At 47.2% G+C, this 21,799-nt stretch carries 16 protein-coding genes and 8 tRNA genes; 5 read left to right on the plus strand and 19 right to left on the minus strand.

Features of this window, described 5'->3' with window-relative positions:
* Nucleotides 1–80 precede the first annotated feature (80 nt).
* The 3 genes from ACFQZR_RS25515 to ACFQZR_RS25525 are packed head-to-tail and all read left to right on the plus strand — an operon-like array spanning nucleotide 81 to nucleotide 4,154.
* Nucleotides 81–1,172, plus strand: coding sequence for an asparaginase (locus ACFQZR_RS25515; protein ID WP_379351190.1), 1,092 nt, complete (start codon nucleotides 81–83; stop codon nucleotides 1,170–1,172).
* Nucleotides 1,173–1,176: 4 nt separating this feature from the next.
* Complete coding sequence (gene pepV / locus ACFQZR_RS25520; protein ID WP_379351191.1) at nucleotides 1,177–2,700, plus strand: dipeptidase PepV; 1,524 nt, start codon at nucleotides 1,177–1,179, stop codon at nucleotides 2,698–2,700.
* Nucleotides 2,697–4,154: a leucyl aminopeptidase family protein gene (locus ACFQZR_RS25525; protein WP_379351192.1), complete on the plus strand. Its 1,458-nt coding sequence runs from the start codon at nucleotides 2,697–2,699 to the stop codon at nucleotides 4,152–4,154. Before pepV ends, ACFQZR_RS25525 begins: the two co-directional genes overlap by 4 nt.
* A 545-nt stretch (nucleotides 4,155–4,699) precedes the next feature.
* Here ACFQZR_RS25525 and ACFQZR_RS25530 read toward each other — a convergent pair.
* The 11 genes from ACFQZR_RS25530 to ppc all read right to left on the minus strand — a co-directional run bounded on the left by ACFQZR_RS25530 (nucleotide 4,700) and on the right by ppc (nucleotide 18,592).
* A complete protein-coding gene (locus ACFQZR_RS25530) occupies nucleotides 4,700–5,044 on the minus strand; it encodes a hypothetical protein (RefSeq protein ID WP_379351193.1) in 345 nt (114 codons plus the stop codon).
* 341 nt (nucleotides 5,045–5,385) lie between these two features.
* Nucleotides 5,386–5,799, minus strand: a complete 414-nt coding sequence (locus tag ACFQZR_RS25535) for a GGDEF domain-containing protein (protein ID WP_379351194.1) — start codon at nucleotides 5,797–5,799, stop codon at nucleotides 5,386–5,388.
* On the minus strand, nucleotides 5,777–6,007 hold the full coding sequence (locus tag ACFQZR_RS25540; protein WP_379351205.1) for a PAS domain S-box protein: 231 nt from the start codon (nucleotides 6,005–6,007) through the stop codon (nucleotides 5,777–5,779). The genes ACFQZR_RS25535 and ACFQZR_RS25540 overlap by 23 nt, the downstream gene beginning before the upstream one ends.
* Before the next feature lie 290 nt (nucleotides 6,008–6,297).
* Nucleotides 6,298–7,650 carry a glycoside-pentoside-hexuronide (GPH):cation symporter gene (locus ACFQZR_RS25545; RefSeq protein ID WP_379351195.1) on the minus strand — a complete coding sequence of 451 codons (1,353 nt, stop codon included), beginning with the start codon at nucleotides 7,648–7,650 and terminating at the stop codon, nucleotides 6,298–6,300.
* 518 nt (nucleotides 7,651–8,168) lie between these two features.
* Nucleotides 8,169–9,998, minus strand: coding sequence for a glutamine--fructose-6-phosphate transaminase (isomerizing) (gene glmS, locus ACFQZR_RS25550; protein ID WP_379351196.1), 1,830 nt, complete (start codon nucleotides 9,996–9,998; stop codon nucleotides 8,169–8,171).
* A gap of 586 nt (nucleotides 9,999–10,584) precedes the next feature.
* Entirely contained in the window at nucleotides 10,585–11,925 is a 1,341-nt protein-coding gene (gene glmM, locus ACFQZR_RS25555; protein WP_379351197.1) for a phosphoglucosamine mutase, read from the minus strand.
* A gap of 49 nt (nucleotides 11,926–11,974) precedes the next feature.
* A complete protein-coding gene (locus ACFQZR_RS25560; RefSeq protein WP_379351198.1) occupies nucleotides 11,975–13,342 on the minus strand; it encodes a CdaR family protein in 1,368 nt (455 codons plus the stop codon).
* The gene (gene cdaA, locus ACFQZR_RS25565) at nucleotides 13,335–14,159 is read right to left on the minus strand and encodes a diadenylate cyclase CdaA (RefSeq protein ID WP_379351199.1); all 825 of its coding nucleotides are present in this window, start codon (nucleotides 14,157–14,159) and stop codon (nucleotides 13,335–13,337) included. The genes ACFQZR_RS25560 and cdaA overlap by 8 nt, the downstream gene beginning before the upstream one ends.
* Nucleotides 14,160–14,300: 141 nt before the next feature.
* Nucleotides 14,301–14,918: a zf-HC2 domain-containing protein gene (locus tag ACFQZR_RS25570; RefSeq protein ID WP_379351200.1), complete on the minus strand. Its 618-nt coding sequence runs from the start codon at nucleotides 14,916–14,918 to the stop codon at nucleotides 14,301–14,303.
* 169 nt (nucleotides 14,919–15,087) lie between these two features.
* The gene (gene sigW / locus ACFQZR_RS25575) at nucleotides 15,088–15,681 is read right to left on the minus strand and encodes an RNA polymerase sigma factor SigW (protein ID WP_314591131.1); all 594 of its coding nucleotides are present in this window, start codon (nucleotides 15,679–15,681) and stop codon (nucleotides 15,088–15,090) included.
* A 118-nt stretch (nucleotides 15,682–15,799) separates the two neighbouring features.
* A complete protein-coding gene (ppc, locus tag ACFQZR_RS25580) occupies nucleotides 15,800–18,592 on the minus strand; it encodes a phosphoenolpyruvate carboxylase (RefSeq protein ID WP_379351201.1) in 2,793 nt (930 codons plus the stop codon).
* Nucleotides 18,593–19,171: 579 nt separating this feature from the next.
* Here ppc and ACFQZR_RS25585 point away from each other — a divergent pair.
* Nucleotides 19,172–19,342 (plus strand): hypothetical protein, encoded by a 171-nt coding sequence (locus ACFQZR_RS25585; protein ID WP_379351202.1) that lies wholly within the window; start codon nucleotides 19,172–19,174, stop codon nucleotides 19,340–19,342.
* Between the two features lie 255 nt (nucleotides 19,343–19,597).
* Here ACFQZR_RS25585 and ACFQZR_RS25590 read toward each other — a convergent pair.
* The 4 genes from ACFQZR_RS25590 to ACFQZR_RS25605 all read right to left on the minus strand — a co-directional run bounded on the left by ACFQZR_RS25590 (nucleotide 19,598) and on the right by ACFQZR_RS25605 (nucleotide 19,933).
* Nucleotides 19,598–19,671 (minus strand) — tRNA-Gly (locus ACFQZR_RS25590).
* 7 nt (nucleotides 19,672–19,678) lie between these two features.
* Nucleotides 19,679–19,755: transfer RNA gene (locus ACFQZR_RS25595), tRNA-Pro, on the minus strand.
* 12 nt (nucleotides 19,756–19,767) lie between these two features.
* Nucleotides 19,768–19,844: transfer RNA gene (locus ACFQZR_RS25600), tRNA-Arg, on the minus strand.
* Nucleotides 19,845–19,858: 14 nt separating this feature from the next.
* A tRNA-Gly gene (locus tag ACFQZR_RS25605) sits at nucleotides 19,859–19,933 on the minus strand.
* Nucleotides 19,934–20,313: 380 nt separating this feature from the next.
* On the opposite strand from ACFQZR_RS25605, the gene ACFQZR_RS25610 reads away from it, so the two are divergent.
* Nucleotides 20,314–20,529, plus strand: coding sequence for a hypothetical protein (locus ACFQZR_RS25610; RefSeq protein ID WP_379351203.1), 216 nt, complete (start codon nucleotides 20,314–20,316; stop codon nucleotides 20,527–20,529).
* A gap of 916 nt (nucleotides 20,530–21,445) precedes the next feature.
* Here ACFQZR_RS25610 and ACFQZR_RS25615 read toward each other — a convergent pair.
* The 4 genes from ACFQZR_RS25615 to ACFQZR_RS25630 all read right to left on the minus strand — a co-directional run bounded on the left by ACFQZR_RS25615 (nucleotide 21,446) and on the right by ACFQZR_RS25630 (nucleotide 21,796).
* Nucleotides 21,446–21,528 (minus strand) — tRNA-Leu (locus tag ACFQZR_RS25615).
* A 14-nt stretch (nucleotides 21,529–21,542) separates the two neighbouring features.
* Nucleotides 21,543–21,618 (minus strand) — tRNA-Lys (locus ACFQZR_RS25620).
* 18 nt (nucleotides 21,619–21,636) lie between these two features.
* Nucleotides 21,637–21,711, minus strand: a tRNA-Gln gene (locus tag ACFQZR_RS25625).
* 9 nt (nucleotides 21,712–21,720) lie between these two features.
* Nucleotides 21,721–21,796: transfer RNA gene (locus ACFQZR_RS25630), tRNA-Thr, on the minus strand.
* Between the last annotated feature and the right edge of the window lie 3 nt (nucleotides 21,797–21,799).

Raw genomic sequence — 21,799 nt, forward strand, 5'->3', positions numbered from 1 at the left:
TTGATGTGATAAGGATCCGTTCGATTCTATGGACGGGTCCTTTCGATTGTTGCATAATGTAGACATGGGAGGGACTATACATGACAACTGAGCTAAATCATAATCAAAAAAATGAATCATCACCAAGTAAACAAGCGGTTGAAACCGCTGCCATGGAAATGACGCGGAATGCCGAGCCACTCGTACTCGAATTTCGCGGCGGGCACCTAGAGAATGTCCATTATGGACATGTCTGCGGCGTCGATGAAACCGGACACACGACGTATCGTTCAGGGGATCCGGAATGGGTTACCTTCATGCGTTCCGCAGCAAAACCGATTCAAGCGATTCCATTCTTCCTCGAAGGATTTGACGAGAAATTCGGGTTCACCCCGGAAGAACAAGCCATTATGATGGCTTCACATCGTGCGCTTCCGTATCATGTTGAGGCGTTAGAAGGCATGATGACCAAGCTGGGGCTAGACGAGAATGTCCTTGTCTGCAAGCCGACCTATCCGTTAGATGGAGACGCACGGGACACGCTTGTAGGGGATCATAAACCGCAGCGCCGCATCTATCATAACTGCTCTGGTAAACACCTCGGCGTGCTCGCATACTGCAAAGGTATGGGCTATTCACTTGATGAATATTATGCTGCTGACCATCCCGCACAAGTGCGTATTCTACAGATTGCATCGGAGTTATCCGAATGCCCTGTTCAAGATATTCAGATCGGAACCGACGGCTGCGGCTTCCCTGTATTCGGCATGCCGCTTCGGAATATGGCAATCGCCTTCCTCAAGCTGGCTTGCCCGGATTTGATCGAAGATGCGAAGCTGCGTGAAGCGGTCGTGAAAGTCACAACACTTATGAATGCCTATCCACGCATGATCTCGGCTGAGTACTTGATCTGCCCGAATCTGCTCATGGACGACAATATTGTGGCGAAAGGCGGCGCGAAAGGCATCTATTGCTTCGCACTGAAGAAAGAGCGTCTTGCCTTCGCACTCAAAGTAACCGATGGCTCCGAAGATGAATGGCCGCTCGCGGTCGCTTCGATCCTCGAGCAAATCGGATATAAGAATCAAGCAACGATTGATCGGATGTACCACATTGGTCCACCGGCGATTCGCAACGACAACGGACTCGTTATCGGCGAGAACCGCAGCGTATTCACGCTGCATCAGGAGTAGTATCATGCCGAACATCGACTGGAATTACGAAGTTCAGCGGCGGCAGGAAGCGCTTATGCGCGACTTGTCGTCGCTCCTTGCCATTCCTAGCGTGAAGGACCTAAGCACCGCAGGTCCTGGCGCACCGCTAGGAGTCGAATCTGCACGGGCGCTGCGCTATGTACTGGACCTCGCTGCACAGCATGGGCTTCAGGTCGTGAATCACGAAGGCATCGTTGGCTATGCAACTTACGGTGGCGAGGTAGATCATGAGGTTGTTGAGGTGCATGCTGAGGGGGCGCCAGATTATATCGCGGTACTTAGTCACGTCGACGTCGTCCCGGCGACCGGTGAATGGACCTCTCCTCCCTTCGAGCCCCAAATTCGTGATGGCCGCTTGTACGCGCGGGGCGCGATTGATGATAAAGGCCCTACGATGGCCGCGCTCTATGGATTGCTCATCGTCAAGGAGCTTGGACTACCGCTTCGTCATCAAGTTCGCCTCATTATCGGCACGGATGAAGAGACGGGGATGAACTGCATGGAGGTATACAACCGTTATGAACGGCCACCACTTGCCGGCTTTACGCCGGATGCGGATTTCCCGATCGTACACGCGGAGAAAGGGCAAGTGAATACCCGAATGACGCTGCGATTCGATGGGGAATCCGGGGAGCATTCGGTTCCCGCTTCCGTTGATGAACCTATGTTGCGACTGCGTGCATTTCGCTCAGGAACGGCAGCCAATATGGTGCCAGACGCTGCTGAAGCGGTAGTGAGCGGATCGGCGGCGGATCTTGATTCGTTAGCGCTTGCGTTACAGGCCTTTTGTGCTGAAAGAGGGCTGAAAGGCGGATTTGCTGACGGATCTGGGGAAATCACGCTACATATGAAAGGGAAGTCTGCCCACGGCATGGTTCCTGAGCTGGGTAACAATGCGGGACTTCGGCTGCTCGAGTTCCTAAATACTCAATCGTTCGCAGGCCACGACGCCCGCTTCATTCATGGCGCGGCTGACCTACTCGCAGGCGATACGGCAGGCGAAGCGCTGGGAATTGCCAGCCGTGACGATGCGATGGGCGCTCTTACGGTCAATGTTGGATTGCTTCAGTACGACCCGGCCGCATCTGAAGGCTATTTCCACCTGAATATTCGCTTCCCATCCTGCATCCGAGGCGAACAGATCGTCGATACATTACGTGCGCGCATCGCGCCATATGGCTTTGAGTTGTCTCCACCGATCATCAAGCCGTCGCATCTCGTGCCGGCCGACCATCCGATGATTCGGACGCTGCAGACCGTCTATACGGAGCAGACGGGTGAAGAGGCAACGCTATTATCGACCGGAGGCGGAACGTATGCTTGCAAGCTTCCAAACTGCGTAGCATTCGGACCGCTCTTCGCAGGAGAACTCGACACGGCGCATCAACCAGATGAGTCCGTCAGCGTCGACAGCTTGATGAAAGCGGCGGCGATCTACGCCAGAGCGATCTATGAATTAGCGAATTTGGATTATTCTGCACCTGTCGAAAGGGGAGTACAACGATGAACATTCGCGTATTAGAATCGTCTGCAAGCTGCAGCGAAGCAGACATCAAGGTCTATCTGGCAGTCGAAGGCGCCGAACGGCTGGAGCTCGATTTTGACGTGAAGCCTGCTATGACGGCGCACGGCAAAGTGACGATATTCTACGGCACGCGCGGCAGCCAGCATACGGCTGTCATCGGGCTGGGACATGCAAAACGCCTAAGCACGGAGATGGTTCGCCGCGCGGCAGGCTGCGCTGTACGTGCATTCGAGCAGGAAGGCTTCCGCTCAGCCGCCGTCCTGCTGGATGCCGTGCTGGCGGAGATGTTAGCATTCGATGCGGTATTGGGGGCATGGGTGGAAGGCTGGATTTTAGGCCGTTATACTTTTGACGCCTATAAGAAAGACCCTCATCAAGGCACCCTCGAGGAGCTGATCTTGCTGAATGCGGGCGGCGATAGCGGTGCTGCGCAGCACGCGGTTGAGAAGTCACGCCGACGTGCGGAGAGCACGATGCTGGCACGCGATTGGTGCAACGAGCCTGCGAATGTAATGACACCGGAGCAGCTGACGGAGCGGATCGTGCAACGGTTCGACGGACGAGCGCATACCCGCGTGAAGGTGTATCAGGGCGAAGCATTGGCGGAGCACGGCATGAACGGATTATTGGCCGTAGCGCAAGGAAGCCGTCAGCTGCCAGCCCTCGTCGAAGTGGCCTATGCTTCGGATCCTTCCCAGCCCCTTCTCGCTTTGGTCGGTAAAGGCATGACGTTCGATATGGGCGGCATGAACGTGAAGACAGGACGCGACCTCAGCGAAGCCCGCTTCGACATGGGTGGCGCCTGCGCCGTCATCGGCGCATTGGATCTCGTGATCGCGAGCGGTGCGGCAGCGAACGTCGTCGCCCTGATCGCGATCGCGGATAATGTCCCGGGAGCCGGAGCGCTGCTTCCTTCCTCCATCGTCCGGTATCCGAACGGCTTAACGGTACAGGTCGGCAACACCGATGCGGAAGGCCGGCTGATTCTCGCCGATGGCCTGCTTCACGCAGGACGGCTCGGCGCAGCGGAGATCATCGATATCGCGACATTGACGGGCGCGGTCGGACACGCGCTCGGCCTACGCGTCGCAGGTGTCTGGGGCGACCCGAACAGCACGAAGTCGCTTCATGAGCTCGGCACCGTCAGTGGCGACCGCGTATGGCCAATGCCGCTTATCGACGATGACGATGTCCTGCTCGGCAGCGACTATGCGGACCTGAACAATATCAGCTCCAGCGCGTACGGCGGCGCGAACGCCGCGGCGCTGTTCCTGCGCCGATTCGTCGAGCCGGATACCCGCTGGGTCCATATCGACATGGCCAATACCGTGCAGTCACCGACTGATCGCGGGTACGAGCGCACAGGCGCAACAGGCTTCGGCGTACGTCTGTTGGCAGACTACGTCATGCAGCGAGCGGAGCAATGCGAACAATAATAGATACAGCAAAGGGTCAACGTGACATGACGTTGACCCTTTGCTTCACGCTATCAAAACGGACAACAAGAGAATTTAGCCATATCGTCGAGGTGTCTATCGGATGGAGATTACCTCTCCTGTTTGATCGCTATTAATAGAGCCGAAAACATAGACGAGGAAATGTTTAACCATACCCTTCAATGGATTCCCGAGGATCATCGGCATCCAATTATGCGGCGGCAAACCCTACTTATCGGGTTCTCATCACATTCATTTTAATATATCCCATTCCGGCCAATGGGTTGTCCTCATGCTGAGTGAATACCATGTCGGTGTAGATATCGAGCAAATAAAAAGCATCGACTTGACTGCATTTGACTTATTCTTCGCAAGCTGTGAAATAAATCGATTGTCCTCCTATACGGGCCGACAGAAGTTACATGTTTCTACGATTTGTGAACGCTCAAAGAAAGCTATATAAAGGCGATCGGGGTAGGCGATGCCGCCGGATTCTTTACTTGACAGGGGCATGACCAGAAACCAGGCTTTTCCAATACTGCTATTTAGCTATTCAAGAATGCTTCCGCTTCATCTAGTTTTTCAAACGATACGACAATATCTCCAAACATGCGTTTCATTTGCATTTTCGATATAACAGAACCTGTGTAATAAGCCCATTTGGTTAAGCCCTTTTGAACGGAAAGTTCTCCAAGCGGCGCCAATGCCATCGCTACATCCTGGGTAAACAATTTTCCTTCGCTCAAGTCCGTTAATCCTGTAAAGCCAGGCTTTACCTGATTAAGCACTTTGGTGTATTCCTGTATGTATGTCTCTACTTCCTCCACAGTGATGCTTTGTACCTTGACCGTAATACGGTTTTTTGCTTCGTCGTAAGACATTTCAAACATGGTTAATCCCCCCTAAAATGGTTAATCTAAGATATATCTTTATATTGATTCTATCAAAATAAACAATGGTGTAAAGAAAAATTTGTCGAATTATGTATTTCCATGACAAAATAAGTCGAAATGCAGAGCGATACATTCCCTTCAATTCATACACTGGAGCGGCGATCCCCGAGCCTGCCATAAAGACATACGTGTCCTCGCCGCTCCTTCATTTTACCCAATATCATTTTCAACTTTTCTCACCTCCACCCTATCGTTACGAACAAAACTCCATTAAAAAAACCACTCAGCCGCAATCCGACTAAGTGGTTCATTTGATACTTTTAGCTTATCGACCACTATTACGAAGCCATGCTCTTTCTACTCACCTTGTCCTCGTACATTTTCCGATCTGCTTCCACATATAAACTTTCCATATTGCCGAAAGACTGCTCACCATATGCATAGCCGATCGACATATGAATCTCAATCCCCTGGCTTTCTCCATTATATCTGGCAATATCCCTCTGGATGCTTTGAAACAGCTCCTCGACTTTCACAATGCTCGTATTAATCATTAGAATAGCAAATTCATCGCCACCAACCCTTGACACATATAGGTTTTCTCTTGAATTCGCATCCAACAGTCCTGCCGCTTCTTTGATCAGCTGATCTCCTTGCCGATGTCCTAATGTGTCAATCACAATTTTCAAATTGTCCAAATCGATAATAAAAATGGCGGCTGGAGCGTTCTCAGTTTTTATCGTATTTTTCAATTAACCGCTCAATAAATTCTCGATTGTAAACCCCCGTAAGACTATCATGGGTAATTCTATATTCCAGTTCTTCCTGAAGCTTTAATTTATCCGTAATATTCCGTAGGATACCTTGGAATGCAACTACTTCACCGTCTTTATACACTGGTGTTGTAAACTCTTCGAATGTAATATACTGTCCAGCACCGTTTACTATTCGGTATATAATTGGTTCTAATCACAGATTCGACAATAAAAAAAGGATCGGTTGGTTTTCCCAATACCCGATCCTGCATTCTTCAACTATTCCTAACCCAGCAATCCTTAAAATAGATAAACTTATACGAGTCCAAGCTTTCTGTTCAGTTCCACAATGATTTCCTCCAGCTTTTCTTCCGTCATGTCATTGGTAAGCAGGCTGCCGGACATCCATACGCGTTGGCATGATATGGGAGCTGCCTGCCCCTTAGTATCGGAGGCTCTTGCCGAATGCGCCGATGAGCGCTACGGACTCCTTATTTAGGCTTCAAACCCAGATGCTCCTCTACGCGTTTTCAAGTCACTAATCATTTGGGGCTCATCTTTATCTAGCTTATAGAACATGAATAATAGAATAACAACAGCATTCGCAATTAATGGTAACCATACAAAATTGAATTCAATTGCTAGCAAAGCCGATGGCGCTTGCGCTTGATTCGGTACATATTTCCCTAACGCTAGAACCCAAGCTGCAATCGCTCCCCCGAGCCCCATTCCGAACTTAGCACCAAAACTACTTGCTGCAGATAGTAAGCCTGGTGCCCTCACTCCTGATTTCCATTCTCCATAATCAATCGTATCAGCAATCATCGCGAACAGAAGACCAAATGCAAAGCCCCCACCAAAATTACTGATTATAATACCCGTTAATGCAAGAGGAACAGACATCATCTGTGCACCTAGATAGATAATACCTTGCCCCACAATACCAATGGCCATCCCCATAAAGACCGCATTGCGTTTACCTAATTTTTTACTTATAAAAGGAACTAGTATAATCGCAAGCAACATTAGAACGTTAAGGCCATTAACAAGCGGAATTAAGTCTTCTCTACCCAGGTTATATTTAAAATAATAAACAGTAGCAGGACCCTTTGCCGTAACTCCGATAAATACGAACAGGCCAGTAGCCAAAAGGATCCACCAAGGTGTGTTCCCTTTAATTGCCTTTATTCCTTCTTTAAAAGGAACTGGGCGATTGCCGTCAACTTGAACACGTTCTCTTACATTTTTAAATGTAATCAGGAAAAATACGACCGCTACACCAGCATAGATCATCATCGTTAACATAAAACCTTGTTTTTGATCGCCTTTTCCTAACGCATCAACAAGAGGTAGTGTCGCAATACTAACGAATATAGCTCCTACTTGCGCCAGAATCATTCGAACCGATGCCACTACCGTTCTTTCCTGTGAATCACTTGACAAGCTTGGCAAAATCGAAGTGAGTGGCAAGTTAATACCTGCGTATAAAATATTCAGTAGAATATAGGTAATATACGCGTAAACCAATTTTCCTGTATCCCCGAAATCTGGCGACATGAACGCAAGAATTGCAATTGCCGCGAACGGAATCGATAACCAAAGGAACCAGGGTCTGGATTTCCCATATTTCGAAGTCGTGCGGTCAATCAAAACTCCAAATATCGGTCCGTCGAACGCATCAATAATTCTCGCTAGGAGGAATAACGTACCTACTGCTGCGACATTCAGTCCATATACATCCGTGTAGTAAAACATTAAATACAAGGTAACTGTCTGGAAAATAAGATTTGAAGCCGTATCTCCTAGACCATAACTAATTCTTTCTTTCCAGGAAACTTGTTTATTCATACATATACCCCCTGTGAATGTCAAAGTAAGAAGATTCGACGATCCGTAATGTAACCCCTTACATGTATGATTATAGAAACTTTTTGTCCATTCAACTTTCCGTTTCTTATTCAAAAATAGACCAAATTTCATGATTTTTATTATTAACAAATTAAGCGCTTCCAATAAAATCATAAAAAATGACTTAATATTAAAAACTCAACTTTCGCAGAGCCAAAACCGGCATAAACAATGTAACTACAGGCTTTTAAAGCAATCAGATAGACGTCTTGCAAAATAGAAAAATACTGCTTTGTTTCAGTCTTTTCAAGACACACCCTTTGTTTTTCCTAGTTCCAACCTTAAGTTCCTTTTCTCTCACGCAAAAAAAAAGCCGAGCAAATTTCAGGAAATAATCCTGGATTCGCTCGACTCTGAAATGACTTTTAATGCTTAATACGAGTTTGACTTCCTGGTTAAGTGCTTTATTTACCTTGCACAAGACAAGTTTTTATCACTGGACGCTCTTATACAATCCCCTACTCCACCGTAACACTCTTCGCCAAGTTCCGCGGCTTATCGACATCATTGCCACGCGCCAAGGACGCGTAGTATGAGATCATTTGCAGCGGGACAACCGATAATGCCGGTGTAAGCAGTGGATGTGTCGCAGGAATCGCATATACTTCATCTACCGCTTTACCAAGCGCGTTCGCTTCGTTCACATCGGAAATACCGAAGATTACACCACCGCGCGCTTTCACTTCTTTAATGTTGCTAACCGTCTTCTCGAGCAGTGCATTCTGCGTCGCAAGCGCAATGACCGGAATGCCGTCCTCGATCAATGCCAGCGTACCATGCTTCAATTCACCCGCCGCATAGGCTTCGGAATGAATGTACGAGATTTCCTTCAGTTTCAAGGAGCCTTCTTGTGCAACCGCGTAATCGACACCGCGTCCAATGAAGAACAGGTGCTCATGTACCGCAATGGACTCAGCATATTCGCGTAGTGCATCTGTATTGTCTAGTATCTGCTCCACTTGCTCTGGCAAGGCGAGCATCGCTGCAACAATCCCTCTTACCCACGCCGTCTCTTGTGTCGAGAGCGTCTGAGCGAGGTACATGCCGAGCAAGAAGAACGCAATCAACTGCGACGAATATGCCTTCGTTGATGCGACCGCAATCTCAGGTCCTGCCATCGTCAGCATGACGCTGTCTGCTTCACGCGCCACAGAGCTGCCGACAACATTCGTAATCGCGAGTACATGCGCACCATTCGCCTTCGCTTCACGAAGCGCTGCAAGCGTATCTGCTGTCTCACCGGATTGGCTTACGACAATGACCAAAGTCTCTGGCGTAATCAATGGGCAGCGATAGCGATATTCGGATGCCACTTCAACCTCGACCGGTATCCGCGCACTCGTCTCAATCACCGTCTTACCGACAAGACCTGCATGATAAGCCGTACCGCATGCCACGATGTGAACCTTGCGAATGTTCGCAAGGTCAGCAGTTGACAGCTTAAGTTCAGGCAATGACACTGTTAGATCCGAATCGACACGTCCACGCATCGTATCGCGGTAAGCCTTCGGCTGCTCGTAAATTTCTTTGAGCATGAAATGATCAAATCCGGCTTTTTCCGCTGTCACTGCGTCCCAATCGACATGGATCATTTCCCGAGAAATAAAGTTCCCCTCGATTGTCATCAATTCGACAGTGTCTTTTGTCAGCACAGCCATTTCGCCGTCGTTCAAGATGAACACATTGCGCGTATGCTCGAGAATCGCCGGAATATCTGATCCGATGAAATGCTCCCCTTCCCCGATCCCAATGATCAGCGGACTTGCATTCCGAACCGCAACCAATCGATCGGGTTCAAATTCCGTCAATACACCTAGCGCATAGGCACCACGTAAATGCGTTATCGTCTTCTGGACTGCACGAACAATATCTCCGTCATACTCCCGTGCTACGAGATGAGATATCACCTCGGTATCCGTCTCCGATACGAATGTCACGCCGCTCGCGATCAGCTCTTCTTTTAAATCCGTGTAATTCTCGATAATACCGTTGTGTACGACCGAGAACTTCATCGTCATATCGGTATGCGGATGCGAGTTCACATCCGATGGTTTGCCATGCGTTGCCCAGCGGGTATGCCCGATCCCTACTGTTCCGATCAAAGGCGCTCCGTCCAATTGTGATTCGAGCACCGCTAACCGACCTTTGGCTTTCTTCACTTGCAGACCCGCTTCCGTATACATGGCAATCCCTGCCGAATCATAACCACGGTACTCCAGCTTCTTGAGGCCTTCCACCAAGATCGATTGCGCATCGCGCTTTCCAATATATCCAACAATTCCACACATAATTCGTAACCTCCGTTTAGTGGGACGTGCATCACATCCGTTAGGAAGCTACCTATAACGCGTCTAACCGCAGCCTATTCAATTGTCCAAAGAACCATAATTCTCTTTCCGCCTTCCACCTGCATGACTGCATGTGACATGAATGTTAGCTGCGGTCTATCCGACCGGCACTTCCCAAAGTGCAATACACATCCATGATTTTAAATAAATAATCCAAATATAATAGCCCTACCGCCACGCGGATCAGGATAGTTCAACTATGAAGCATCTTGCTGAAATCGTTGTCCGAGCCGTTACCAACTCGTTTTCCGTTTCAACTCTACGGTATGATGCGATACCGGAAGGTCCCCGCCGAATGTTTCGAACACCTTCACCTCGTCAGCTCACCTAGCACATATATTCTCCGATCTGTGCGGTTAAGCTCTGGCGCTTTTAGTAACCATACAACCTCTATCCTGCCTTTCCTTCTGAAATCATACTTGCTATTATATACAGCCCTAGAGCATTTAGCAACTCGTCAGCGACTTAATGTTACAAAAAGAACCCTTCCAGCATCCTACCGCATGCCAAAAGGGTCCTTCAGAGATTAGCTGAGCGCTTCTCTCACCGTATCTGCTATATGTGCGACATACAACTCCAGTTGGTCCTTATCCGGGCCTTCAGCCATGACACGGATCAAAGATTCCGTACCGGATGGACGTACCAAGACACGACCGTTGTCGCCGAGCTCATTTTCCACTTTTTCGATCGCCGCTTCAATCGCCTTGTTCCCTGGGTACTTGCTCTTGTCAGCGACACGAACATTGACGAGAACCTGAGGAAACTTGCGCATCATCGACTTCAATTCACTAAGCGACTTACCGGATTGGATCAATGTCTCAACTAGCTGCACACCAGTAAGAATGCCATCACCTGTCGTATTATAGTCGAGGAAAATAACATGTCCAGATTGCTCTCCACCAAGGTTAAATCCGCCGCGACGCATTTCTTCCATCACATAACGGTCACCTACGGCTGTACGAGCTGTCTTAAGTCCGAGTTTATCCGTTGCTTTAAAGAATCCGATATTACTCATGACCGTCGTAACGACCGTACCTTCGTTCAGCTTGCCCTCGCGATTCATACGATCGCCGCAGATGCATAGAATGTAGTCGCCGTCGACTTCTTCACCCTTCTCGTCAATGGCAATCAATCGATCCGCATCACCGTCAAAAGCTAACCCGAGATGCGCACCATGTTTCAGCACTTCAGCCTTCAACTGCTCTGGATGTGTCGAACCGCAATGATCGTTAATATTAAGCCCATTCGGCTCTGCACCGATCGTAATCACTTCTGCACCCAACTCACGGAACAGCTTCGGCGCAAGCTCATACGCAGCACCATGAGCGCAGTCGAGTACGATTTTAACCCCATTAAACGAAGTTTTTACAGTGGAAGCAAGGAATGCAGTATATTTGAATTTCGCTTCATCATCGACTTGAACGGATCCAAGATCCTTCCCTACCGGACGAGGCAATTCATCCACTTCTGCATCCATCAGACGCTCGATTTCGAGTTCCGTCTCATCGAACAGTTTGTACCCGTCGCCGCCAAAGAATTTAATGCCGTTATCTTCGACCGGATTATGCGATGCTGAGATCATCACCCCTGCATCTGCCCCGAGAATACGCGTCAAATACGCAACAGCCGGCGTCGATACGACACCAATACGTACAACATGTGCACCGATGGATAACAATCCTGCAACAAGCGCAGATTCGAGCATTTGCCCGGATATGCGTGTATCCATTCCAATGATTACTGTCGGCTTCTCAGCTTGACGCGTTAAGACATACCCGCCACATCGACCGATTTTATAAGCTAATTCAGCCGTTAACTCTTGATTTGCAACGCCTCTAACCCCATCTGTACCAAAATATTTCCCCATTCTTGCGACCTCTCTCTAACGTTATTATCCCATTGTACGCTCATTCTCTCTACTCGGTTCCGCTCACATCCCCTGGCGTCTCTTGTGTCCCAGGTTCAATCGTTCCCTCTTCTGGCGTATCGGTTGGTTTTCCATCCACCGGTTGATCTTTATTGATATCTGGTTCTGTCTTCGTAGCCGGGGTTGCCTTCTTCTCTTCGATAAGCACCTTCACGTAGATCGTCCCCTGATCAACACGACGAATGAAATTTGGTAAATTCACTTGCAGCGCGACCTGGTGAGTACCTGGTGGTAGATCACTCAGATTCGCTATAAGCTGCACGTCCCCCGCTTTAAGACTATTCACAACCTCTGGAGCTCCTTCAACGGTAATCGACATGGTTCGGCTTGCTGGCTCCTCAATCGATGCCTTCAGTTGGTCGTTCGCCCCTGTTAACGTAATCGGCAGCTTATCCAGCACACGCTGAACGGCAGGCACGATCGTTATATCAAAGTTTACACTGTTTGGTTCGATTTTTTCAACCTTTCCAAGAACTGGGAGAGGCATCGTTAATTTTGTAGACTCTTTGATCTGACTAAGGTCAATTTGAATCGAATCATAAAATTCAATGCTGTCGAGCACCTCTTGCGGCCCGTAAATGGCAACCTGGTTAGTACTTGGTGTGAAGGATGAGATAGCAAGTCCATCCGGCAGTTGACCTACAAAATTTATCTGCAATGGCACCAGCTTGAACGGCTTCGTAATCGGCAATTCCACTTCAACAACTGGCGGCGTGATGATGGCATCCTTCATCTCATGTCCCGTCTTGTCATAGGCCGTTAATTTCACCCGCTTCTGCTTCACCGACTTCTGTTCCCCATCAATCGGCAGCGTTGCTGACACCGAATGAATATCCTTCATTTGGCTTGCTGGAAGCGTCACGTGAACGCGATTCGATGGCGAGATAATCGGCTGTCCTACCGTATATCCCTTCGCAGGCGTGCCTGTCGTTTTAATGCTGACATCCATTTCCTTTGTCTGCATTTCCTCAATTTCCACGGTTACCCGAGATGGCACCATAGAGACAAGCTGGATCCCTTTTGGCATCACGTAGGTCAGATCGATATCATGTTTCCCTTCGCCAAGACCGGTTAAATCCAGACTTACACGGTAATCCTCAGGCATCGCTGATGTAAGCGCAGATGACTGACCACGCACCTGTATGCGTACAACCTCCGGTACCATTTGCTTCAGAATATACCGACTTTGATCCAGCCCAACCGTCTGAATTCGAACGTCATCAATCACCTTGACATCGACAAGCGAAGACACCTGATTTGGTGTTCGATCATCCATATGTACAATCGCCCATAATAAAATCCCTAAAAACAACGCAATGACTTTCGAGATATTCGCATTATTTAGCCACTTATCCATTGGTGCCTCCTTTCCGCTTCCAGAAAGGGGTTTTCTCCGAAATCTTCTGCTTAGGTGTTAGCTCCGAATGGAGCTTGGAGATCAGTGATTCCTCTTTAATATCGCGCACGACAAGCCCATTGATGGCCAGTGAGACCTGTCCGGTCTCCTCGGATACAACAACAGAGATCGCATCTGTAACTTCACTGACGCCGATAGCCGCCCGATGACGCGTACCGAGCTCCTTGCTGATAAAAGGGTTCTCGGACAATGGCAAATAACATGCCGCCGCAGCAATCTGACTTCCTTGCAGAATAACTGCCCCATCGTGCAGCGGTGTGTTCGGGATGAATATATTAATGAGCAGCTCCGAGCTAATGCGCGAATCCATCTTGATCCCCGATTCCGTATATTCATTCAACCCCGTATCACGTTCGAAGACAATAAGTGCACCGATCTTCCGCTTAGCTAGATAGTTCACGGCCTTAATCACTTCATTAACGGAAATGCTCACATCCATCTCCTGAAAGGACGAGCTTCGGAACAACTTACCTCGCCCGAGTTGTTCAAGCCCACGACGAAGCTCCGGTTGGAAAATGATCAGCACCGACACAACCCCGAATGTGAACATTTGATTCATTAACCATTTGAGCGTATAGAGATTGAACCATGTGCTAAGCCCCCAGGTAATAACAAGAACAAATATCCCTTTAAGCAGCTGCACCGCCCGCGTCCCACGGACCAATTGCATAAGTTTGTAGATAATATAACTTACGATAAGTATATCGATAATATCTTTAATGGAATCCTTCCACGTAAGGCTCGTAAAATAATCCATGATGTACCCCCGACTATAACCTGTTCTGTACCTATACCTATAGGTTATAACTATATCCTTTTCGATGCAAGTTTGATTCATTCCAATCCTTTGTCAAAATAAAAAAAACCTCTCTTCAGAACAAAGAGAGGTTGGCTGCATTTACCTATACGAAACTTCCGAGAACAGATGAGTGATCCTGTACCACAACCAACTCATGGCCTCGTCGATTTGCGTTACTTGACCTGAAATATGGGCCGTTGAAGCCAAATTCATCGATCCGTCGATTACGGTAAGATTGCCGTTCACCTCGCCATAGACTTCCGCCTGGCCATTCTGTACGGTCAGATCTCCCGCTACGCTAAGACCTTTAGGCACAATCACCTTATCTCCTTCGATAATCAACTTATCGAGATCTGGTCCCTTCACCATCAAGTCACGATCTTGATTCCAGAAACTTAACGCACTAATGAACATGACCATAAAGAACATCGCCGCCACCGTAACCGCAGGGTGATTCTTCATCCATTGCATCCAAACACGTTGCTTTGCTTTCTTAGGCAGGGATGCCATAATATTTGCTGTAACAAAACCCGATATCGGCTCAAAGTGCTGTGTTTTGGTGCCAAACAGCATCAGTTCTGTACGCTCTAACTGATCATAATGCTCCATACACGCAGGGCATATCGCAAAGTGCTCTTTTAACAGCAGTATTTGATCGGGTGCCAGCTCATTATCCAAATAGTCATGCATTAAAGAGAGGGCATGCTTGCAATCCATAGGAGCCATTCCTTTCACATCATTATGCTCAGTATACCGATACTGTAAAATACGTACTGGCTTTAAATATGTTTCAAAAATTTAATCTGTTTTATATTTCCATTTATGTGAACGATGCACCTATCGCCTCAACTGTTTTCCATGTCCATGGTATTCAACAATAACATTACTATAATTTCCGCTCTAACTTCTTACGTAAATATTCCCGGCCACGATGAACACGTGTCTTAATCGTCGTCACGGGCATGTCCAATACATCGCTAATCTCCTGCAGCGATAAATCCTGCAGGTATCGAAGCACCATGACTGTCTTATATTTCGCAGGCAGACTCTCAATCGCTTGACGAATCAACTGCTGTGTCTCCGATAAGAGCAGTTCACTCTCCGGCGTTCGATCATCACTCGGTAGAATAGAATACCCATCCACACCTTCTTGATCATTCATCTCCGCATCCAGAGAATAGGTTGGTTTCCGTTTGCGCAACCGATCGATACATAGATTCGTACCAATCCGGTAGATCCATGTTGAGAATTTCTGGTTCTCATCGTAACGGTCTAAATTTTTGTACACCCTTAAGAACGTATCCTGCACGACATCTTCTGCTTCATGTCGATTACTCAGCATACGATAAGCGAGGTGAAATATTTTGTCTTTATAGAGTTCAACGATTTCAGCAAATGCTCGCTGATCACCTTTCCGTGCCAGCAGAGCGAGTCTTGTTTCCAGAGTAAACCCCTCACTTCCACATACTAACCCAAGCAATATAATAAATGGTAATCGACACCAATCGAAATTGCAAGGTTATTCGTTAACCTTCTCTCCATATGAAAACCGAGCGCCATCTGTAGTCGTTGGCGCTCGGCTGTATAAAGAAAGAGGATCAACCTGTGTTCCGCAAGCCCGCTGCAATGCCGTTGATCGTCAACAACACTTCACGCAATAGCTCCGGATCATCTTCCCCTTGATCACGTAGCGTACGCAGCTCAGTAAGTAATTGTACCTGTAAGTAGCTGAGCGGATCGACGTAAGGGTTACGCAAGCGAATGGACTCTTGAATGACTCGAGAATTATCTAGAATCTCTTGCTGTCCTGTGATCTTCAAGATCAGCGACGATGTCAGATGGAACTCTTCTTCAATAGAGGAGAAGATGCGATCCCGAATCACGTCATCGTTAATCATGCCTGCGTATTCTTTCGCAATAATTAAATCGGCTTTGGCTAACGCCATCTGCAACCCGTCAATTAAAGAGCGGAAGAATGGGAAATGCTCATACATTTGACGTAATGTATCCAAGTTCTCTTCCTTGTCCTGATAGAAGCTCTGTATACCTGTACCCGCTGCATACCATGCAGGCATCAAGTATCGGCTCTGCGTCCATGCGAATACCCAAGGGATGGCACGGAGATCTTCGAACCGGTCGCTATTCTTCCGTTTGGAAGGACGAGAACCAATATTAAGCTCACCAACCTCTGGAAGCGGTGTTGATTCCTTGAAGAACGTTAAGAAGTCTGCGTCACGGAAGATTAGATCCTGATATTTCGTAAGCGATCGTTCCGACATATTTCTTACAATGTCTTCCCACTCACGCTCGTGCTCTTCCTTCTCTTCGCGGCGAGCGCATAGCGCTGCTGTGATGAGTGCTGAAGTCGCCTGTTCTAGACTGCGGTAAGCAATTCCCTTCATAGAATAACGGGAAGATAGCACTTCACCTTGCTCCGTAATCTTAATCCCTGCTCCAATCGTATGCGGCGGCTGTGCCATAATACTGCGGTTCAGCGGCATGCCTCCGCGGCCAAGCGATCCTCCGCGGCCATGGAAGAACTTCAGCTTGACGCCGTATTCACTCGCTGCTGCTGTAATTTCATTCAATGCAACGCGCAATTCCCAGTTCGCTGTGACTACGCCACCGTCTTTGTTACTATCCGAATACCCGAGCATAATCTCGTGTTGGTTATTCATCGATCTAACCGCTTCACGATAGATCGGCAAGTTGAACAACGTCTTCATAATTTCTGGTGCTGCATGTAAGTCTTCGATTGTCTCGAACAATGGGACCGCCTGAATCGTACAACGCAGGTCACCGTTCTTAAACTTCTTGAACAGACCTACTTCCTTCGCGAAGACCATCACTTCAAGCATATCACTTGCACCCTGCGTCATACTGATCAAATAACTCGAAATACAGTTCAAACCGAATTCGTCCTGTGCTCTGTAAATCGTACGATAGACATCGAGGCATTCGTTTGTAGATTCACTGTACTTAATATGAATCGATGTAAGTGGGCGCGGATCATTCAATACACGGTTCAGAAGATCAATCTTCTCTTCTTCTGTTAAGGCACTGTAATCCTCCACAATCTGCATATGAGATAGGATCTCGGTCATCGCATTCTCATGCTCTTGGCTATGTTGGCGAATATCAAGCGTCGACATATGGAAACCGAACAGCTCAATTTGACGTATTAACTTACGGATGTGGGTATCAGCTACGAAATCCGCATAGTGATAACGAAGACTGCGGTCAATAATCATCAGCTCTTGAATGAACTCCTGTGGTGAATTGTAACGAAGCGGTGTTCCCTTCGTCGATTCATCCAGAATATTCGATAGCTTCTCGAGCATGAAGGATATCTTCACACGGTAAGGCTCTTTCTCGTTATGCCAGAACTCAAGACGTTTCACTTCAATAAGCTCACGATCTACTTCAATGGAAGCTTTGAGTTCTTCAGACACTTCGATCACACCCACACTAAATGACATCGTGCGGAGCAATTCCTTCAGAACCTGTTCATATTTAAATAATGCCATTTGGCGATGCATCTTCAGCGTCTCCCACGTGACATCGGAAGTAACCGAAGGGTTACCATCACGGTCGCCGCCGATCCATGAGCCAAATCGCAGATATGTCGGTACATGCCACTGATGGGCAGGATAATATTTCGTTAAGCAGCGTTCCAGCTCTTGATACACTTCTGGCAACACATCGAACAATGTCTCATGGAAATAATAAAGACCGTTACGAACTTCATCGAGCACGGTTGGTTTACGGTCACGTAGCTCATCCGTCTGCCATAACGTCAGGACTTCATTCAGAAGCTTCTCACGTAATTGCTCACGCTCACGGAACGTAAGATTCGGATTATCGAGCTCCATGACATCTTCAGAGATCCGTTTGTGGATATCGAGGATCGCACGTCGCATTGCTTCCGTTGGATGCGCCGTCATGACAAGCTCTAATGAAATCCCAGCAATAATATCTTGAACCTCTTCATAGGAGATTTTATCTTCCTTCAGCGCAAGAACTACATTTTCAATTGAACCTGGTTGAATGGCTTCTCCGGCGGAACGCTCGTAATCACGTTTTCGGCGAATTCGATGATTCTGTTCAGCAATGTTCACCAGCTGGAAATAAATCGCAAACGCACGAATGACCTGATGCCGAATCTCCGGATCAAGTGACATAATGACTCGTTTGAATTCATCATACAATTCTGGGATAAATCCCGCGCGTAATGATTTGCTCAATTCCCGGACTTTCTCTACTATATCAAGAAGTTCGTTACCACCTTGGTGGACGAGCACTTCACCCAGTATGTTCCCAAGAAAACGCACATCACGACGAAGCAAGTTATTTGAGTTTGCTTTCCCCACGATCAATGTAGACTCTGTCATCGTTATCCCCCTATCCATCTCTATATTCCCATACAAAAAAAATGCTTTCTAAACATAATACTATAAATCGACACGAAAATCTTTACTTTTATTATAAAATACAGGATTAATATTCATGTATTTATGCAAGCCATAAATTCGGTTCATAACACTTCATAATGAATTCTCAGCACAGGTTGCCCTCATGTTAGATATAACATGTACATGGATATCCTTGTAAACCGATATCTTTTTATAATTCTTCATAAAATCCAATGAGGACAGCTGATCCGAATCCATTAAATCCGTTTGTGGCTTGTACGTCAGCAATATTATATAGGATTGAAACTTTTACAAAATGAGCACTTACCTATATCTATTCAGACTCATCTTGATGTCATATGGCAGATCTCCACGCACAAACAAAATACGCAAAAAGGAATATATATACACAAATATCGCGAATTTCAAATCATTTCCTTACAAATATTTTCAAGTAAATTTCAAATCCTCCGCTATTATTCGGAAAAATATTGGACCACTTATCTCGGTTCATCATTAATATATAGTACAAATGCAGCACGTGGATGGAGGGCGGCAATGGCAATTAAAAATCTCGATGAGGAAGAAATCTCTGCAGATGACCTAGCCTTAATTGGCGCAGTCCTAACCACTCTCGGTGATTTTATGGTTGTCCTATCACTGCTGAAAGCTCGCGCGGAGATAAAACAGCAGCAATCTTCTGCAAATAATACAATCTTCTGCAAATAATTGATGTTCTGTAGGAAAACTAATAAAAGCCACCTAATGGGTGGCTTCTTCATTGTCTATGAGCGGGTGATGGGAATACTCCCTCTGTCTCACCAGCCTTTAGCATCGGCTGCCTCGAACAGCATCGGGACGCTCGTCCACCGAGACCACCATTCACGGTCTCGAAATTGACGGTCGAACCCTCTGTGGGTTCTCTCCCCACACAGCCGCTACACACAAAAAAAGCCACCATAGTGGTGGCTATTCATTTTAATCTGGAGCGGGTGATGGGAATCGAACCCACGCTATTAGCTTGGAAGGCTAAAGTTCTACCATTGAACTACACCCGCAAATAAATGGTCGGGATGACACGATTTGAACATGCGACCCCCTGGTCCCAAACCAGGTGCTCTACCAAGCTGAGCTACATCCCGACAAAAAAGAAATGGCGCGCCCTAAGAGATTCGAACTCCTGGCCTTTTGATTCGTAGTCAAACGCTCTATCCAGCTGAGCTAAGGGCGCATATAAAGTTGTAATGGAGCGGACGACGGGAATCGAACCCGCGACCCTCGCCTTGGCAAGGCGATGCTCTACCGCTGAGCCACGTCCGCATATTTATTTCTTAACAGCTTGTACTTCATTGCTGCGTTTCATCAGCGACAAGTAATAATATATCAAAAATCCAAAGTGATTGCAAGTGTTTTTATAAAAAAGTTTTACAAATCATAATAATATGCTTGCATTATCTAATAATTAGTATAAGTACGTAGTATCAAATACACCCGACTGAACCGCTAGTACGTGTGATTCATTGCCTGACCTAGTGAATATCAACGAATGTACAAGCAGCATACTTTACCCTAAATGAGTGATGACGCTGTCCTGCGATAATATAGCATCAGGAGCTTATTCTAATACACTCAGAGGACTGCAAACGGGAATACTGCTTTAAGCGAAGGAACACAAACACAATCTACAGGAGATGCCACACATGCTGAAGGGTTTCAGGCTGTTACTATCGGATCCACATCCCATACTGAGGGATGGAACGGTGCCAGATGATACAAGTACAGCTGTCAATTCCTTTGCAGCAGGACAGACTACAATCGCGAGTAGGGCTTTACCTACAGCCATTGGATTAAATCTAGAAGATAATAGCCCTACATCGATTTTGCTTCCGTTAGAGGTCTGGAACATTTCTTCGTAATCACAGGCTACAGCTCCTGGTGTGGACTATACCAGCTCGTACGGTGCCTACAAAGCCCCCATCCCCTTGACCGCTAATACTTGCAACCACACCGGCAGAGTCGAAAGGATTAACACTATTGGCAAAGTAGAACCCTAACGGTGATCTGGCGGACAGCATGCCACCCGATCCAATCATAAATGCCCTGCGCTGAAGCGGCCGCTCGCAATTGTTGAGGCCCCTTCGACATGGGCGAAATTTGCTGTAGCTTGGATGTCTTGTCCTTCTACACGAGAAGAGGATCTAGTAGCAAGTCCGCCAAACCGATTGCACATGAAGAATTGGGTACCAGAAGGACTTCTAGGTAAGTTACTTGTACGAGATGATATCTAAAATCAGATAAGCAACTCATGCTGAAGGTACCTAAACACAATCATTAGGTACTGACTCGCACACGGAAGGGTTTCAGACTGTTACTAGAGCTGCTGCTTCATATGTTGAAGGCTATCAGACATCTGCCTTGGGGATATATTCACATGCAGAGGGCATTAATACCACAACAGCCATTTCAGGAATCGCTGCACTTCTGAAGTGTCTTAAGTCAAGCGAACAGCCCAGGAAAGCATGCAGAAGGCTTTAACACACGAACTAATGGAATTGGATCACATACAGGAGGAAATTACACCAAGACAAATGGAGCATTCTCACATGATCTGCCACTATACCGGGATTAGAGCTAACGACGCCGACCAACTCGAATCTGATCGCCGCTACCATCGAAGGGTTCGAAGATAGCCACATCTTCTAATCAATCGCAAGGGTACTGTGTTATAAAGCGAATCTCCGCAAATGTTAATCAGATCCTCTTAAAATAATTACTGTATATGCAAAAAATCCTGTAGATCAAATGATCAACAGGATTTCGATGTTGTTGGTATGGTGCGCGTAGAGGGACTTGAACCCCCACGGTCGCCCGCTAGATCCTAAGTCTAGTGCGTCTGCCAATTCCGCCATACGCGCACGTGAGATAAAACTGGTGAGCCATGAAGGACTCGAACCTTCGACACCCTGATTAAAAGTCAGGTGCTCTACCAACTGAGCTAATGGCTCTCATTAGAGAGAAATAAATGGCTGGGGATCAAGGATTCGAACCTTGGAATGACGGAGTCAAAGTCCGTTGCCTTACCGCTTGGCTAATCCCCAATAAGAACATGGTGCCGTCGAGAGGACTTGAACCCCCAACCTACTGATTACAAGTCAGTTGCTCTACCAGTTGAGCTACAACGGCATA

The sequence above is a fragment of the Paenibacillus sp. GCM10027629 genome, from assembly GCF_042676425.1.
Lineage (GTDB): Bacteria > Bacillota > Bacilli > Paenibacillales > Paenibacillaceae > Paenibacillus_K > Paenibacillus_K terrigena.

Coding starts and splice junctions, on each gene's coding strand:
- ACFQZR_RS25515 (WP_379351190.1), top strand. CDS start 81: ATGACAACTGAGCTAAATCATAATCAAAAAAATGAATCATCACCAAGT.
- pepV (WP_379351191.1), top strand. CDS start 1,177: ATGCCGAACATCGACTGGAATTACGAAGTTCAGCGGCGGCAGGAAGCG.
- ACFQZR_RS25525 (WP_379351192.1), top strand. CDS start 2,697: ATGAACATTCGCGTATTAGAATCGTCTGCAAGCTGCAGCGAAGCAGAC.
- ACFQZR_RS25530 (WP_379351193.1), bottom strand. CDS start 5,044: ATGTTTGAAATGTCTTACGACGAAGCAAAAAACCGTATTACGGTCAAG.
- ACFQZR_RS25545 (WP_379351195.1), bottom strand. CDS start 7,650: ATGAATAAACAAGTTTCCTGGAAAGAAAGAATTAGTTATGGTCTAGGA.
- glmS (WP_379351196.1), bottom strand. CDS start 9,998: ATGTGTGGAATTGTTGGATATATTGGAAAGCGCGATGCGCAATCGATC.
- glmM (WP_379351197.1), bottom strand. CDS start 11,925: ATGGGGAAATATTTTGGTACAGATGGGGTTAGAGGCGTTGCAAATCAA.
- ACFQZR_RS25560 (WP_379351198.1), bottom strand. CDS start 13,342: ATGGATAAGTGGCTAAATAATGCGAATATCTCGAAAGTCATTGCGTTG.
- cdaA (WP_379351199.1), bottom strand. CDS start 14,159: ATGGATTATTTTACGAGCCTTACGTGGAAGGATTCCATTAAAGATATT.
- ACFQZR_RS25570 (WP_379351200.1), bottom strand. CDS start 14,918: ATGGATTGCAAGCATGCCCTCTCTTTAATGCATGACTATTTGGATAAT.
- ppc (WP_379351201.1), bottom strand. CDS start 18,592: ATGACAGAGTCTACATTGATCGTGGGGAAAGCAAACTCAAATAACTTG.
- ACFQZR_RS25585 (WP_379351202.1), top strand. CDS start 19,172: ATGGCAATTAAAAATCTCGATGAGGAAGAAATCTCTGCAGATGACCTA.
- ACFQZR_RS25610 (WP_379351203.1), top strand. CDS start 20,314: ATGCTGAAGGGTTTCAGGCTGTTACTATCGGATCCACATCCCATACTG.